Below are 15,212 nucleotides of genomic sequence, written 5' to 3' on the forward strand. Positions count from 1 at the left end.
ACTCCGTTACGACTTGTATCGGGTGTCGAAGGTGGCCGGATCGAGCGAATAAGTGCTGACCATGTTAGCTAGATTCGTAGCGCGAGCCGTAGCGTCCGGGTTACCGTCGGCATCCAGTGCCCCGCAAGCCTCAATGGCCTGCAGCTTAGGTAGAATGTCGGTTAGAAGTGGGACCAGTTGGTTTTGGAACCGCTGCGATACGTTGGCGATATGATCAACATCCACCGGGCTGTTCTCGTCCAGAACCTCGGTAAATAGATAGGCAGTGATACCAAGCATCAAATCCGTCTGAGCCTTCAGTTGACTGACGGCGTTTGCGACGTTCCGGTTCACCTCTTTGTCGTCTTCGAGCAAACCGTCGATGATCTTCTGTTGGGTAACTGTGGTGGTCATTAGAAATTACCTTACGGGTGATAGTGTTTTTTGAGCGCGTACACATCGGTCGGCGTGAGCTGGCCCGCCGTGGAGCCATAGAAGAGCGCGCAGTCACACCAAGTACTGATGTTGGCTACGAACTCAGAGCAGATTTCTTTGGTCTTGTGGTGACGTATAAACGGGATCTTGGTGCCAAACAGCCCTGGCCAGTCATAGCTGACGTGCTTCTTGGCCCGCAGGTAGGCGTAAACCCGCTCGGCGGCCCATGGCACATCAACCAGCTCCCAGCCTGGTTTGCTGTGCTCCCCTTTTGGGGTTCGATAGATACCGGTAACACCGCGTCTTGGGGTGTATCCGATGCCGTCGACGACGATCTCGCAGTGCGCGTACTTACCACTGAACAGCGAGATCAGCTTGTGCATACCGCCGCCGTAGCGGCCTTCGAAGAATGCGATCTGTACCCGAGCCATAATCTCAATTATAAGCAGTGCTAATATTTGAGATTATACCGCCGCAGGCAGTCCACGCGCACGAACTAAGCGCTCATCGGGTCTCGTTCCGACTTACTGCCGCCAACAAACGCCCCTAGCTTGTCTTTCCAGCTCTTCGCCTTCGGTGGAGGTGCCAATCGAACGACGCCCATGTCCTGTATCATCTGACCGATCCATGCCAGTGCGTCCACCTGGTCATCGTGCGTGCCGTTGGGGAACCGCAGAAGCTCGTTGATAAGCTCCTGGGCACGATCGCAGCGCTGGCGGAACAGAACCATTCCCCGCTGCATCATACCTTGGATCGGTCGAGCCCGAAGCGCCTTATCCCGCCGCCCTGGGGGTAGTCCCTCGTAGAAAAACGCCGTGTAGCCCCGTCGAACAATCTCCTCCTCAAGATACGGCCCAATCGCCATCTCGATGTGGCCTTTCTCGATGCCGGTCTTCTCCGACCGCCACACGTCCCAGCAATCGAGGATCTGGTCCACAATTTCCTTGGAGTTCCATCTCCCTCGCCGGATATCCACGACCCACAGCTTCCGTTGCCGGTCGATCCCCACCGTGATCCCCACCGAGTAGTCATTCGACTCATTCTTCCCGATGGCCAAGTCCCACGCCGTATAAAACCGCATGTCCGAGATCGCAGGCAGATCATTGATGTCGTACCGATAGATCATGTCCTTGGTGAAGTAGTCACCTTCATCGGGCACCGGATTCTGCTGATAAAGAGCCGACCAAACACGACTCCCCACCGCATCCCTAATCCGATTAAGTGCCGCCTCGTCATATCGCTCGGGGTGCAGTGCCTGGTTCTGGCTCCGGTACAACTCCTGCTCCGTGGCCAATGCCGGGTATCGGATCACCTCCCACGGCTCACCGCCCTCTTCCTGCTTCTTAAGCAAGCGACCGGCCAAATCATCGTCATGCCAACGCGTCAGGATAATTAGCACACCGCCGCCGGGGGCTAGACGGGTATAAGCCGTCGAGGTGTACCAGTTCCACAACGATTCACGCGCTGCCTCCGAATCCGCATCTTCAGCGTTCTTGATTGGGTCATCGATGATCAGTACATGGGCACCACGCCCCGTGATTGGGCCACCAACACCCGCCGCGACGTAACCACCACCCGCCGTCGTGTTCCAGCGCTCAGCTGACTGGCTATTCTTATCAAGGGCACTATCGCGAAACACCGTCCTGTAGGCAGCATCACGCAGCAGTTCGCGCACTTTCCGGGAAAAGTCCATCGCCAGCGCGCCAGAATATGAACTGGCGATTACTTCGTGATGTGGGTGACGCCCCAGGTGCCATGCGGGAAAGGTTTTTGACGCCAGTTCACTCTTCCCATGTCGCGGGGGCATGAACAACATCAATCGAGGGGATTTCTTGGCCGCGACGTCGTCGCTGAACTTCTCAAGGCGCCGGCAAATATCCTTGTGGACCCAGCCAGCCATGTAATCCGGGCTGAAACGCTCTACAAAGGGCAACAGGAACCGTCGACTCGCCTCACGCTTCGCTAATTCGCGACGAGCTTCCATTTTCGCGTCAAACTCGGCCTTCCGACGCTCTTCTTCCTGCTTTTCGATCTTAGCCTGGCGCCGACGCTCCTCTTGCTCCTGCTTTCGGCGCAGGACTTCCAATTCCTTCTGTTTTCGGAGATCCGCTCGCTGCAACTCCGCCTTTCTGGCGGCCTCACGAGCCTTCTTCGCTGCATCCTCCTCTCGTTGGGCAGCCTCCGCCGCTTCCTGAGCGTCCTGGACGCAGTAAATGCATGTATCGCCAACAAAAAACGCCGCCGGGCGGTCAGATTTACAGCTACCACACCGTTTCTGGAGCACCTCCCGGCGGCGCTTAACTTTTGTCGCCTCTACGGGCGTGTCAACCTTCTTCTGTTCCTGGTTGGAGTCGCTCAAATGAATCGCCTGCTAGTTCTAGCAGCTGAGCATCGTCCATCACCTCTAGCTGATCGGTCTTGTTGATGTTGTTGATGTTCACGCTAACCAGCGGATCTTTCTTGTCCTGACCCAATCCGTGCAGTTTCATCTGCATCTCGACGCCACGGAACCACTCCATCGCGTTTGCTGACATCTTCTTGCCCTGTTCGATGTCCATGTGGGCATCTTCGAGCGAATACCGGACCTCTTTCGCCAGAATCTCGGCCTTCTCGGCGCTCAACTGCGCGATATGGGCCTTAATCTCGGGGCTAACCGACCATTTCTCGCCGCAACCAACAGATATACCGGCGCGTTTAGACGAAATAGGGATCGTGAGGCCGTGAAAACGGCATTCGGCGAACACCAATTGCTGGTGCGTTAGGGTGGGAAGTTCTGTCTCATCAACCATAGAGGCGAATTATAAGCACTGCTAATACTTTTGGGCAATTCCCACTGAACGATAATTTATTCAGTGGGGTTCGGGGAGCGGTTTAGGGCGAGAGCCGGTTGAGCGCCTGGGCGAGTACCGCGTTATCCGTGTCGGACGGCCCCTCGAAGTGCTGCATTGTGTTCGTGACGATCCCAACAAAGAACAAATTCACCACATCAACCATCTTCGACTCAACCGCAACGCCCGGTCGAGAGCAGATATCGTCTAGCGTCGTAAAAAACTCGTCGACCTTCTCAGTCGTATAAACGCGCTTCCCTTCCTGGATAACAACATCCGGGTAACCGATGTCGAGTAGCTCCTGACCACTAGCCTGAATCATCTGACCCAAGGCGACGTTCATTGACGCCTTGGACTCTGCCGGAAGTGGATAGCGCTTCGTCGCGGCGTCGTTATAGATCAGGAAATCAGCGCAGGTTGTGTCAGCCAAGGTGTAGATACGCGGGGCGGGTGCCGAGTAATTCGTTTCTGGTGTCGAAACACAGCCGAAGAGTGACGCGGCAATGAGTGCCGCTGCGAAAATTGTCCTCATCCTTGACTCCTATTCATGTGAGCCTTGGCAGTATACGTCGGGCGAAAAATCCGTGGGGAAAATTTCGTGAAAAATTTTGAAAAATAATCGCCTGAATTACCCTACCCCCTTTCGTCAAGCGGCGGGGGTCACCCCTTTTTCGTCCTGCGACATGCGTTTCTGAAAACTCGGCGCTGGAACCTTGTTTCGTCGCTCATGCGGCAGGCAACACAAGGCAAACAACACGCGACACTCAACGCAGTGGCACCCGCCAAGCGCTGTGTGTCCCTCCCGATTCGTCATTCAACGCCTCCGGCGATCCGTATTTGTCGTGAATTTAGCGGCACAGGAGGATACGCCCATGTTCATCGCCTATTGGCAAGGTCAGCGCTATACCGGCAGCTGGCCAGACATTAAACGGAGGATCTATGCCTCGGTTTGAAGAGACACTCCGCGAGAAGCTCACCTTCCCGGAGCGAAACGATATGACTCAGCATTTCGCTGACCAAGACGCACTTGAAGAGACAGTCGCCGACGATCTCGCGTCAACCAACCCTGAAACCCTCGTCGAACTCGCCGAACGCTTCGAGCAACTGACCTTCGACGTTGAATAACGACTTACCTTTGGAGAAAGACCATGACCGACATGACTCAAAAGCAAATGATGGCCGCCATGATGGATAACATGAATGCAATGGCCGCCGTTCTCGCGCAGCAGACCCAGCAACCGGCAGCTGTTAGCCCGGAGGCGCAGGCCGCTGCAACCATCACCATCGATACCGAAGCGATGAGCGCAGCGCTGGCTGAAAAACACGGCAAGGCGCAACGCGAAGGTGAAGCGAAGTCCAGCGATGTGATCAGCTTCTACGAAAACTTCGGCTTCGACGGCCTGACGCTGGCGTTCCGCATCAACGGTGTCTGCCGTGACGCGCAGTACGGTTACTTCCGCGCGCGGCAGGAGATCGAGCGCGTTGCAGCCCGCGAGGCCATGCCCAACCGCTTCGGCGAGTCCGAGGATCTGTCGGCCCGCAGCGAACGCGCTGTGACTGAGGCGGACAGCAACCTTGTGATGTTCTACGCCGCCGATAAAGCGCTACGTGACATCTACCAGCACCTCAAGGTTGAGGGCGCCATGGAAGACGTCCAGCGTATGGAGGAGTACATGAAGCCGATCACCGTCGATGAAGCAGCGGTGCAGGCTTTCCTCCAGAAAGCAGACGACGACTGGGCAAAACGCCGAGCGCAGTCCGGGCGCGCAGCACGAGTTGCCGCGTCAGCCAACTACGCCGCTACCAGCTAGCGGCTCAGGCATCAGGTCGAAAGACTTGGTGCCTTTTTCTCGTCCTCCGGAGCCAGGAACCCGGTGGGTGGACGAGGGCAACGCGGCGAACCGTGGAGGTTGCGCGGGCGGCACTCGACAAGCGACAAGTAGCCTGCAACACAGGTTTTTCGGCGCTTAGTAGCAAAATCGCCCAGCAAGCGCTGAATATTCACTGACAAAACCGCCCGCCACTTGACTCGTGGCGGGCGGTTCCTCGGCAGAGGACGGGGTGGCGCCCGCTAAAACGCGCTGAACCGTGGAGCGACTGGCCCGCGACAAGGGCTCTTCAACTAACCAGGGAGGGAACTGCCAATGTAAACGACCCGCCGCGAGGCAATAAAGCGCGCTCATTTATCCCGGCGTCCCGCGCCGCAGGTGTAGCGACCTGATACAACACGCTCGGCTGCGGAAATGCCCAACAGCCGTGAGGCCCGATGGAGAGCCGGTTGCCGTGGGACAGAGCAACGCCGGAGTCGTAACCGGCAACGTATCTTCCTCCCCTAGCGTCCCGCGTTGCTTGTCCCGTGTAGCGTGGGACGCGCCTTTCTCCCCTATTCCCGCGACACTCGCCAAGCTTCCCACCGTTTTGTGTCACTTCTCCCCCAACAATCGCCAAACGCTGATGGTTATTGGGTTACAAAACCACCCACAATCCACTGACAAAACCGCTTAGTGACACATGACACAATAAGTTTTGTGTCACTATAGTTGCGTTTATATAACAACGTTTTTACCTCTAACGAGGGTTCTAAAGTCAAAAAGCACTTTTTTCTACGCAACTTGAATGACACAAAACATTGTGTGTCGTGTCACAATAAACACCCAAATCTGCCTTGCAGGCCGCATGGTTACTGCATTCTTGCCAAGTGACACAAGTCCCATTTTCGAGGCCAAAATCTGTGTTGTGTCACTTCATCGCGTTATTTTATTTTTGTGTCACTTCTCGCTCCGCGCCCTCGGTTGATCAACAGGCAACGTTATGACACAAAAAACAGGCTTAGTGACACAAAAAACAGGCCATTTCGTCTTTTGTGTCACTTGCCTTTTCACTAACATTTTCGACCATTAACCCGTCAACCCGCGACAGTTGCCAAGCGCCAAAGAATCTGTATTATTAGCAGCGCTGATATATTAGCAGCGCTTATAAAGGACGATACCCATGACTCGACCACTCAACACCGGCTCCTGCACCTCACAGCAGACCCTGTTCGACACCATCTTCAAGATGAAATTCTTAGATGTACCCCCGGCCAGTGTTCGCAAAGTCGCTCAACACACTGGTATATCCTTCAAGACAGTCAGCCGTCACCTCGCGACACGCACCCCGAGCAAGTCAGTAATCGACGCGATTCAGACCGAACTGGGTTACTACAGCGCTGAGTACCCGCCCCACTTCACCATTGTCGCGCTACTCTGGAGTTGGTTCGAGAAAACCAAAGACCCCGACACCGCACCCTCAGAGCGAACGTTCTACGCCCGTCGACTCCGCAGCTTCGGCGTCGACACCGACGTCCTTCAGGGCTGGAAGGTTGCCAAAGCCCGAGGCGAGCGTGACTACCAAACCCGACTGGCGAACGAAGCTCAGAAGGACATGGACGCGTTCACCCGCAAGAACACCATCGACCGCGCCTACCTGTCAGTAAACGCCCTGCGCAAAATCGCCCAGGAATCGGAACGCTCGTGGGAGAACGCCACGGCCCGAGGCGACTTTGAGTTCAACTTGAAGAACGCGATCACCCACTATCGCACGATCCACACCGAGTACCCCGAAGAATACGCCCGACTACCCGACCTCGCGGCAACCGTCACAGAGCTGTTCGACATCGGCGAAGCAATGACCGATTTCGTCACTCAGCACATCAACTCAGAGCTGGACAGAGGCTTGCACTAAGGACACCGCTATGAACTTCCAACTCGACAATAACCTCGAAACAACCGCCCCTGCTGGTCCCTTCTTTGCCGTCTGCTGCCGTACCGCATTAGGTATCGACCTATCCACAACAAACAGTCTACATAGCGTTTGTCTAGCTGATTCGACCCTGATATCGGGTTACACCCCCGGCAAGGACAAAGGGTCCGCCGTATTGGGTTTCACCTCATATGAAGCCGCAGCTGCGCTCAACAACGTGAACAAAAACAACAACCCCCAATACTCACACACTGTAGTTACCCCAGCCGATCCACTCCATGTAGTGATTAGCCAACGCTTCAAGATAAATCTGGTCGACTCCCACCCGCACGTAGAGGGCCGAGCATGAACTTCCAACTCGACAATAATCTCGATTCGACCTCTGCAGCTCACTTTTTCCTAGTTTGCGCCTCTTACACCCAATCTGAAGCCGAGGTAATACTGAACACGATCAACGAGTTTGTGTTCAATTACGGTCGACGCCCTCATGATGTTTTTAACCTCTATCTCTACTCAATCGACGCTGGTTCATTAGACGTTGATTGGAGTGAATTGCAAGAGGAACAACAAGCCTTCCTACTCCCAAACGAAACTGAAATTAACGCCCTGATCGATGCAGATATGGAAGAGCATCCTGGCGAGTACACCTACGCCATCGTCAGACCCGGAACACCATTCCATACCCTACTCGTCAAAGAGATCCAGACAGGGGAAATCAAATGAACTTCCAACTCAACAATAACCTCGAAACTACCACCCCGGCTGGCCCTTTCTTTGTGTTCTGTATGCTGACACACGCCGAAGACGAGATCCGCTATGACCTAGGTAAATACCTGAAAGCAAATGGCGAATATAACACCACACTCCACACGCCTTTTGTCAGACACAAGACAGAGCTTGTCGACTTCCGGGTGTGGGGGCATCTTGAATATCGCAAACCATTCGCGTTCAAGACCTATAAAGAAGCCCTAAAAGCCTGTGAAATCAACCAGCGCCATAACGGCATGGGATGGACCTACCTAATCATTGGCCCTGACGATGAACTTCACGCCGAGCTTATGGCCCGCGAGTTCTTGTTACACGAAGGGGAAATCAAATGAACTTCCAACTCGACAATAACCTCGAATCAACCATCCCTGGTATTCCGACTCAGATCCAAAACCTGCTCGCACAGCTACACGCCAACGGATTGAGCAGCATCTCGCTGCCTATCGTCATTTGGGCAAACACACTCGACACCGGTGGTCGCATATACCGCGACAATGCTGACTCAATCTGCACCAGAACTGAACGCAACTCACATATAGCCCAAACCAACAAAATACTCCTAGAGAATGGTCTTAGACCCATCACCGAAAACCAACCGTTCTGCCATCGTGTCCGATGCGCCACCTGTCCCTTATCACGCGGCTCTATTAGACAACTATACGACCAAGACCAAGAAGCCCAAATACGAAACAAGCGGATGATCGATCTGTTTTCTGTAAACCTAATCGCCATCAGCCGGGGGAAATAGAATGAACTTCCAACTCAACAATAACCTCGAAGCAACCGCACCTGCTGGCCCTTTCTTCGCGGTGTGCTCCGAAGGGCTATCTCAAACGGCGCTAAAAACCACAAAATCAGTACATAAGGTCCACGCCCCAATCAATCAGGACTACGGCTGCTTCCCACCAATCACCAGTGGCCGTATCCGCAGAATCCGCGCGTTCCACACAGTAGAAGACGCTACCGCAGCCTGTGACTTCAACCGTAGTCGAGTCTCTCGTGGCTGGTCCTACGCCGTCATCCAACCTGGCGACCCACTTTATCCAGCACTAAAAGTTCGCTTGGACGAAATCGTATAACTCCGGAGACTGGTATGGACTTTCAACTCAATAACCAACTCAAACCATTGATCCCCTCCGGCCCTTTCTTCCTGTTATGTATAGGGGATCACTGCGCCCACGCTGAAACCTGCCTGGATGAAGAAAATAGTTTCATTCAAAACAACGGCGTTCCAAACCATACCCATCGAGATCGCCCATTGTTTTATGTAACGCAGCCTAAGGGGCCAGACTGGCATCGACTGTATGCCTATGGCTCCAGAAAACCGCTGATGTTCGAAACGCCAGAACTAGCTACCGAAGTAATCGTGCGTGATGAGAACGCCACTGGTGGCGAATACACCTATGCCATCGTCTATCCCGGCATGCCCCTCCATAAGCATTTATTCGAACAAGCATTACTGAGGAACTAACCATGGACTTCCAACTCAACAACCAACTTGAAATCATCCGCTCCCCGGCTGCCGACAGCTTCTTCGATATCATGGATAACGCACCGAGCGGCTCAAAATTCTTCCAATTCTTCCTTTGGGCTTACTTATGCGGGCCACGCGACTTATTGCCTGAAAACCCCAACGATATCTGTGAAATGGAACCCCACGAGGAACTACGTGCACTTGACCAAATAACTGGCGAGTTAGCACTTCCAAAAATTGATCCCAAACTCCGTGCCGATGCATCTTTCTGTCGCGGTATCACGTGTGAGACCTGCCCCTTCCATCATCGCGCAGTCGACCCTGGACAACGCTTTCGTTTCTTTGCCGATAGATACCAGATCCCCGTAATTAACATCCTGTGAGGCCAACGATGAATTTCCAAATTAATAATGACCTCAGCAACCTTCCTGTACCCGCACAAAACATTGTCGCCTTCATGCTTGATACACGGCCTAAACACTGGCGCATGTTGGTGAACTACATTATCCATTTTGATAGCCCCAACAATGCTTGGAGCACTCTCTATGCTACTGGAACCGACTGCGGTTCCACCCAATCCGTACGTGACAAAACCGTCAGAGCGTACGCCAAAACAAATCGTATTCCCGCAAGACTCATCAATGACATTTCCAATCAAGGCTGGTGCGCTGCAGTTAGTTGCACCGCCTGCCCCTCTGAAACTGGCTCAGTTAGCCACCGCATCAAAAGCCTAAAAAAGCTCGTCGAAGAATCCATTGAGTCGGGGGCACCTACTGAACTGCGCACCCTACTAGACCGCGCGATAAACCCGGAGTAGACCGATGAACTTCCAATTCAACAATCAACTGGAGGCGACAGCATCCATACCCGAGTTCTACGTCGCATTCACTTCAAATGCCTACGATGATGATCTCGCATTAGGAGCAGCGCTTAATAATTATGGTTTCAACCCAGTGGATATTCACTGCCGCGATGAATCAGATGACGAGGGTTCTTGGGGTACAGACCTGAACGTTGCACAAACCCCGTTCCGGCACAGCTGTATCAGCGAAGCGCAAGACGCGTGCGACAAAAACCAAAATTATAACTCTGGCTGGACCTACGCCATCCTCCCCAACACGCATCCGGTTGTCATCGATATCCTCGAAGGCAAATCCCGTTAAATTAACTATTGACATTATTAGCACTGCTAATAAAATACCGACCACCATATCGAAGGACACAGACTATGAAAACCTCCGGCTTCAAGATCAAACCCAACGACCACTTCGTTGTAACGCACGGTGAACGCTCAGGTTTTAACCCCTTCAGGGCAGAAACACACAATGCGGCAACATTGACATCAGCCATCAACGACTCTCGGACTATCGAAGCCCCCAGCTTCATCAACACATTCGACAGTCGAGCACGAATGATCCCGGTGGATTACAACACCCAGATGCGAGACAGCACCCCTGATCCCATTCTGCCCGGTATGCTGTTCGCCGCCAAAGATCCCAGTGTCCACAAAGTCGTCGTGCTGATCCTGGGCTATGAAACCGATGACCAAGTCACCGTCCAACGGATGGTTCAATTCAAAACCGAAGTTAAACGCCTATCGCTAAACGACATTAAGCGGTTCTACCGCTGGGTGGGCAATGCCGTAAACTTCTGGAACCACCTGACCCCCGAAGCTCACCAAAAAACCCTGGAACTGAACTCCGACCTTAAACCCCCGCGTGAGAACGTTACCTCCCTGGCTGAATTGAAAAAGCTCCGCCCTCGCTTCGAAGCATGGAGCAAAGCCGTCGCCGGTAAAGTCATCGCCGTCGGCTCACAACGCTTCTTCGCTCCGTCCGAAGAAGTCAGCGAAGACAACTGGATGATCTGGCGCGAGTTCAGCCGCTGGGTCGAAAATGATTGGCCCGCACCCTGCACACGAAAGCATCTGTCCGCTCTGGATCACCCGTTCGTTAAAAATATTAGCGGTGCTGATACCGCTGGACATTTCCCCAGCATAAGCCCATTAAAACCGGGCATGGTGTCTTTCACCAAAGACAACGAGGCTCGCCAACGCGACCGCCGCGTTGCAATGAAAGTCGGTAAGTACATCCGACGCTACTACAAAGAATTGTCCGACGAGCAAGTTAAGCAGGTCACCACCCAAACACTGGGTAAGCATGGCCACATGATCGTCGTCGCTAAAACCCCAAAAGATATCCATCAAGGTTATCTCAAGGGTCCGTCCAGCTGTGCCTCCTATAAGCCCGAAACAAGCGAGTGGTATACCAACATCGATCCTGACTCCGGTATTCATCCGACAATGATCTACGGAGACGATGATCAAATCGAAACAGGCGTTCACCTCCATATGGCCGTCGACGTTGCCGGTAAGATCCAGGCACGCACCCTGGTCAACATGAACAACAACACCTACGTCCGTATCTATAGCCAATCGGGCGATGCTGAACGAGACCTAATCGCTCACCTGAAGGATAACGAATTCAGAAAAGACGGCGAATCACTCGTTGGTACGGCTCTACGCCGCATTGATCTACCGGACACCAACAGTGACGGACAAAAACAAGTAGTTTGCCCTTTCATTGATGTTGGGGACGGTAGTACATCAAAACCTATCGCTGTACTTAAGGACCGGATCGTAGTTTTGAAGAGCAGCTGTAGCGATGAACAAATGATCGATGCTGCACCTGAAGGATCACTTTACTACGGTCGACCTTATTACCGCTCAGGTGCAGCTGGCCTAACAGCAATGCCGGTAGAACAACAATGCGATCACTGCAGTAAAACCCACCGCACCAACGTACCGCTAGTGGTCTGTACAGTCGTCGATGGTGTTATCGAAGAACAAACCTGGTGCCGTGATTGTTACGACAAAGCACGACGCTCAGACCAGCTTTTCACCATCAACTTCTTCACTGGAGAAACGATCGAAGCGCGCATGTTCTCTGCGCCGGAATACAACACCACCCGCGTCTATATCGGGAACAGCATACACAACGTGCACCCTTCACAGGTAACGGCCATCGCAGCCCGTTTCGACCTAGTTGAATGTCACGGAGGCGAATATCGCCCCCGCAACGCAACAACGGAACTTCGCGATGGTAAACGCTACCCCAACCACGAAATTATTAGCATTGCTGATACTGGGCAGCTGTACCACACCTCAGAACTGCGAACACTCGCCCCCGATTACATCGGCGTCAGTCTCGCACCCCTACACGAAGAACAAACCACTGAATCGCGCGCTGCTTGACTGAGCGCGCCGGAACCATGGCGAGTAGCACTTCCTGATCACATCTCCGACGCTCTCGCCTCGGTTTGGGACGGACAAACAGACAGCAGAAGGACACAGAACAATGACTCAATTCAATCGCACAGCCGCTCAACCCGTCAAACCCCGCAGTATGACCGGATTACCATCGACGAGTTCATCCGAGGGTGGGACAACGCAGAACGCAACAACGGTCGGATCGACAACTCCATCGCAGACGAACGCTCGCGCCACCTCCGCGAAGCATACGGCGCCATCCGGACCGGCATGTCGCGGCACGTGTTCGACCCCGCAAGGGTGCAGCTGTGGACGTCAGACTGGCACGCCGCCAGCAACAACCCGGCGGCCCGTATCGACAATCAACCAAGCGTCCAAGAACGCACCCAAGCAAACCGGAACAGCTGGCTCCGCGAAAACCCAAGGGCAATCCGTGCGCTACACCGCCAAGCCCAGCTTCGCGGATGATCCGATGCCAGAGAACTGGAACGGTGACCTGGCTCGCTTGGTCGACATGCTGACCTACGTGCGGCCCGCTGGCTCTCGCGGTGAACAAGCATTCATCGACAAATATCTACGCGACATACCAAACATCTGCGAAGACGCCTACGGCAACTTCTTCCTGGTAATTGACAGCCCGAATAACGAGGGCATCACCACGATGTTCACCTCGCATACCGACACCTGTCACTTCGACCCGATGTCGTTAACCCAGTTCTCAATGCACTTCGACCAAGCAATCGAAGAGCCTCTAATCAAACAAGAACTGAAGTACGACGCCTCCAAACAGACGCTATGGAAAGATGATCACGACTGCTTAGGCGCTGATGACGGAACCGGTATCTGGATCATGCTCAACATGATCGAAGCAGGGATACCAGGTGCCTATGCTTTCTTCCGCGAAGAAGAGATCGGACGAAAAGGCTCCATCTGGTTTGCAGAAATGCACAAAGACCAGTTGGAAGGAACCGCCATCAAACACTGCGTCAGCTTTGACCGCAAAGGCTGCAGCGACATCGTATCCAGCCAGAAAGGCCAACCCTGCTGTTCAAAAGCCTTCGGTGATGCGCTAGCCAAACAACTCAACCAGAGCCCAAGCCTGAACTATAAGGCCGGAGCACTAGGCAGCTACACCGATAGCGCAAGCTTCATGGAAATCTTCCCGGAGTGCACCAACATCGCCGTTGGTTACTTGAATCAGCACACCTCTCGGGAAACCCAAAACCTTCGCCATGCACAACAGCTCCTCGATCAGCTACTGAAAGTCGATTGGGCCAGCCTGCCTGCCGAACGCGACCCGAAAGCAATCCCGCCTCGCCCTGCCTATCAAGGCGGCTACCAAGGCTACGGCGGACACAACTCCTTCTACGGCAATGATCCGTTTGATTACGACAGCACGGCCCTAACTGCCGCCGAAGACGATGACCTGCTCTTCGATAGCGACGACTCAGCCGAAGATCGACTGGATGAACTCAATTCCATTATGGGGCTGATCGGTGATCACCCGCGCGGAATCGCCGAATGGCTAATTACCCAGGGCTTTACCGCATCGATTATCAAACACGAATTGGAGGACTACGAACTGCTCGAACTCGATATCCCGTCAACGGAGGCAAACGATGTTGATTCTTAACCTAGCCCCCGGCGAGGAGGTCATCGTTGATCCTGACGGACCCAATCAGGTCATCGTGACCTCGCTCGACAAAAACCCGAAAACCATCGCTTTAGGGTTCACGACTCTCGACCAAGACGTACCGGTCTACCGCCGTGATCTCTACGAACGACTCAAGGCTAAAGGGAATAAGCCCAAAAGCCTCGCTAAACCAAACCAACAGAAGGATTAATCCTCATGCTTTTCTCTACTACTGAAACCACTCCTCCGGTCACTTTCCGCCCGATCAGCCTGAACATCACCCTGGAATCTCCGGACGATGTTCGTTGGTTCTACCACCTGATGAACTTCCAGGCGAAGGAAATCAAAGCCGGTTACAGCGCCTCCTCCAAAGGCAGCTTCGACTCGCGCTTCCAGCAGTTCGACCTGCCGGACAAGAAACCGCTGTTCAAGGCTATTAAGGCCGCCGCCGCTGACCAGGGCATCACCCTGTAGTCCAGCAACCAGCTGTAAACGCAGCGGGCCATAGACGCCCGCTGCCCCTCTCTATCACCACGGGATCACACAAATGGCACGCACCTACGACGAAACTGAACTCAAAGCCATCAAACAGCGTTACCACTTCGACCGTGAACTGGGCCTGGTTAAAACCAAGACCGGTGAACAGGCACGCTGCTACAGTACCTCCCGCCAAATTCAAATCGCTGCTCAAGCACGATACATTAGCTTCAGCCCAGCCCGTGTATGCTGGTTTTTAGCGACAGGCCAATGGCCTACTGGTCGCGTCCGCACAGCCAACGGTAACCACAACGACACCCGCCCAATCAACCTGTACTGCGGCAGCGTATGCCTTTACAACCTATTGGCCCAGAAAGACTCCACGCCTGAACAACCGCAGGCAACAGCGAACATCCATCCGCTGCCATCAGCCCAACATGCCGACATCAAAGTTATCCGCCGCCAGGTTGAACACCTGAGCGATCAACTGAGCGAGCAACAAGAAGCCACCAGCGAAACCCTCACCAAACTACGCCGTGAAGTCTTCCAAGTCAGCGAAGCGCTCAACACATTACTCAAAGAATTCGGCGTCAAGGCCAGTTAAGGAGA

20 protein-coding genes are annotated in these 15,212 nt (G+C 53.8%); 15 read left to right on the top strand and 5 right to left on the bottom strand.

What is annotated here, in order from left to right; genetic code table 11:
* Positions 1-6 precede the first annotated feature (6 nt).
* From DV711_RS06175 to DV711_RS06195, 5 genes are all read right to left on the bottom strand, one after another.
* Positions 7-393 (bottom strand): hypothetical protein, encoded by a 387-nt coding sequence (locus DV711_RS06175; protein ID WP_114694734.1) that lies wholly within the window; start codon positions 391-393, stop codon positions 7-9.
* An 11-nt stretch (positions 394-404) separates the two neighbouring features.
* On the bottom strand, positions 405-845 hold the full coding sequence (locus tag DV711_RS06180) for a hypothetical protein (protein ID WP_114694735.1): 441 nt from the start codon (positions 843-845) through the stop codon (positions 405-407).
* 65 nt (positions 846-910) lie between these two features.
* The gene (gene terL / locus DV711_RS06185; RefSeq protein WP_114694736.1) at positions 911-2,773 is read right to left on the bottom strand and encodes a phage terminase large subunit; all 1,863 of its coding nucleotides are present in this window, start codon (positions 2,771-2,773) and stop codon (positions 911-913) included.
* Positions 2,739-3,203: a hypothetical protein gene (locus DV711_RS06190; RefSeq protein ID WP_114694737.1), complete on the bottom strand. Its 465-nt coding sequence runs from the start codon at positions 3,201-3,203 to the stop codon at positions 2,739-2,741. The genes terL and DV711_RS06190 overlap by 35 nt, the downstream gene beginning before the upstream one ends.
* A gap of 82 nt (positions 3,204-3,285) precedes the next feature.
* Positions 3,286-3,774: a hypothetical protein gene (locus DV711_RS06195; RefSeq protein WP_114694738.1), complete on the bottom strand. Its 489-nt coding sequence runs from the start codon at positions 3,772-3,774 to the stop codon at positions 3,286-3,288.
* Between the two features lie 407 nt (positions 3,775-4,181).
* On the opposite strand from DV711_RS06195, the gene DV711_RS06200 reads away from it, so the two are divergent.
* The 15 genes from DV711_RS06200 to DV711_RS06265 all read left to right on the top strand — a co-directional run bounded on the left by DV711_RS06200 (position 4,182) and on the right by DV711_RS06265 (position 15,207).
* Positions 4,182-4,367 carry a hypothetical protein gene (locus DV711_RS06200; protein WP_114694739.1) on the top strand — a complete coding sequence of 62 codons (186 nt, stop codon included), beginning with the start codon at positions 4,182-4,184 and terminating at the stop codon, positions 4,365-4,367.
* Between the two features lie 23 nt (positions 4,368-4,390).
* A complete protein-coding gene (locus DV711_RS06205; RefSeq protein WP_114694740.1) occupies positions 4,391-5,053 on the top strand; it encodes a hypothetical protein in 663 nt (220 codons plus the stop codon).
* 1,180 nt (positions 5,054-6,233) lie between these two features.
* Complete coding sequence (locus DV711_RS06210) at positions 6,234-6,965, top strand: hypothetical protein (RefSeq protein WP_114694741.1); 732 nt, start codon at positions 6,234-6,236, stop codon at positions 6,963-6,965.
* Between the two features lie 363 nt (positions 6,966-7,328).
* Entirely contained in the window at positions 7,329-7,706 is a 378-nt protein-coding gene (locus DV711_RS06215) for a hypothetical protein (RefSeq protein WP_114694742.1), read from the top strand.
* The gene (locus DV711_RS06220; RefSeq protein ID WP_114694743.1) at positions 7,703-8,083 is read left to right on the top strand and encodes a hypothetical protein; all 381 of its coding nucleotides are present in this window, start codon (positions 7,703-7,705) and stop codon (positions 8,081-8,083) included. The genes DV711_RS06215 and DV711_RS06220 overlap by 4 nt, the downstream gene beginning before the upstream one ends.
* Positions 8,080-8,499, top strand: coding sequence for a hypothetical protein (locus DV711_RS06225; protein ID WP_114694744.1), 420 nt, complete (start codon positions 8,080-8,082; stop codon positions 8,497-8,499). The genes DV711_RS06220 and DV711_RS06225 overlap by 4 nt, the downstream gene beginning before the upstream one ends.
* Before the next feature lie 345 nt (positions 8,500-8,844).
* Complete coding sequence (locus tag DV711_RS06230) at positions 8,845-9,222, top strand: hypothetical protein (protein ID WP_114694745.1); 378 nt, start codon at positions 8,845-8,847, stop codon at positions 9,220-9,222.
* Positions 9,223-9,224: 2 nt separating this feature from the next.
* Positions 9,225-9,608, top strand: coding sequence for a hypothetical protein (locus tag DV711_RS06235; protein ID WP_114694746.1), 384 nt, complete (start codon positions 9,225-9,227; stop codon positions 9,606-9,608).
* Between the two features lie 8 nt (positions 9,609-9,616).
* Positions 9,617-10,042, top strand: coding sequence for a hypothetical protein (locus DV711_RS19290; RefSeq protein WP_133297407.1), 426 nt, complete (start codon positions 9,617-9,619; stop codon positions 10,040-10,042).
* Positions 10,043-10,046: 4 nt separating this feature from the next.
* Positions 10,047-10,388 carry a hypothetical protein gene (locus DV711_RS06240; RefSeq protein WP_114694747.1) on the top strand — a complete coding sequence of 114 codons (342 nt, stop codon included), beginning with the start codon at positions 10,047-10,049 and terminating at the stop codon, positions 10,386-10,388.
* A gap of 65 nt (positions 10,389-10,453) precedes the next feature.
* The gene (locus DV711_RS06245) at positions 10,454-12,478 is read left to right on the top strand and encodes a hypothetical protein (RefSeq protein WP_114694748.1); all 2,025 of its coding nucleotides are present in this window, start codon (positions 10,454-10,456) and stop codon (positions 12,476-12,478) included.
* Positions 12,479-12,926: 448 nt separating this feature from the next.
* The gene (locus DV711_RS19295; RefSeq protein ID WP_133297408.1) at positions 12,927-14,126 is read left to right on the top strand and encodes a hypothetical protein; all 1,200 of its coding nucleotides are present in this window, start codon (positions 12,927-12,929) and stop codon (positions 14,124-14,126) included.
* Positions 14,113-14,337 (top strand): carbon storage regulator, encoded by a 225-nt coding sequence (locus DV711_RS06255; protein WP_114694750.1) that lies wholly within the window; start codon positions 14,113-14,115, stop codon positions 14,335-14,337. Before DV711_RS19295 ends, DV711_RS06255 begins: the two co-directional genes overlap by 14 nt.
* Positions 14,338-14,342: 5 nt before the next feature.
* Complete coding sequence (locus tag DV711_RS06260; protein ID WP_114694751.1) at positions 14,343-14,600, top strand: hypothetical protein; 258 nt, start codon at positions 14,343-14,345, stop codon at positions 14,598-14,600.
* 73 nt (positions 14,601-14,673) lie between these two features.
* Positions 14,674-15,207: a hypothetical protein gene (locus DV711_RS06265; protein ID WP_114694752.1), complete on the top strand. Its 534-nt coding sequence runs from the start codon at positions 14,674-14,676 to the stop codon at positions 15,205-15,207.
* Positions 15,208-15,212: the final 5 nt, after the last annotated feature.

This window comes from Motiliproteus coralliicola, assembly GCF_003345655.1.
Taxonomy (GTDB): domain Bacteria; phylum Pseudomonadota; class Gammaproteobacteria; order Pseudomonadales; family Balneatricaceae; genus Motiliproteus; species Motiliproteus coralliicola.